1 protein-coding gene is annotated in these 761 nt (G+C 55.5%); it reads left to right on the top strand.

Annotation, left to right across the window (positions count from 1 at the left end; translation table 11 throughout):
- A partial coding sequence (locus AS89_RS0114715; protein ID WP_010133486.1) for an elongation factor Tu occupies positions 1-761 on the top strand: 761 nt, incomplete at both ends.

The following is a 761-nucleotide window of genomic DNA, read 5'->3' as shown; positions in this document are numbered from 1 at the left end:
TGGGAAAAGAAAAGTTTGAACGTTCCAAGCCCCACGTAAACGTGGGCACCATCGGTCACGTTGACCACGGTAAAACCACTCTGACTGCTGCACTGACTCGCGTATGTGCAGAAGTATGGGGCGGCGCTGCTGTTGCTTTCGACGGTATCGACAACGCTCCGGAAGAGCGTGAGCGTGGTATCACCATCGCAACCTCTCACGTTGAATACGAGTCCCCGACCCGTCACTACGCGCACGTAGACTGCCCGGGACACGCCGACTACGTTAAGAACATGATCACCGGTGCTGCTCAGATGGACGGCGCTATCCTGGTATGTTCCGCAGCTGACGGCCCCATGCCGCAGACTCGTGAGCACATCCTGCTGTCTCGTCAGGTAGGTGTACCGTACATCGTGGTATTCCTGAACAAAGCCGACATGGTTGACGACGAAGAGCTGCTGGAACTGGTTGAGATGGAAGTTCGTGAACTTCTGGACCAGTACGAGTTCCCGGGTGACGACACTCCGATCATCGTTGGTTCTGCTCTGATGGCCCTGAACGGCGAAGACGACAACGAAATGGGTACCACCGCTGTTAAGAAGCTGGTTGAAACCCTGGACGAGTACATTCCGGAGCCGGAGCGTGCGGTAGACCAGCCGTTCCTGATGCCGATCGAAGACGTATTCTCCATCTCCGGTCGTGGTACCGTAGTTACCGGTCGTGTTGAACGTGGTGTTATCAACACTGGTGACGAGATCGAGATCGTTGGTATCAAGGAAACC

Source organism: Microbulbifer agarilyticus S89, from assembly GCF_000220505.1.
GTDB lineage: Bacteria > Pseudomonadota > Gammaproteobacteria > Pseudomonadales > Cellvibrionaceae > Microbulbifer > Microbulbifer agarilyticus_B.
Note: the sequence above shows the minus strand (reverse complement) of the source record. Positions and strands in the feature narration are given on the sequence as shown.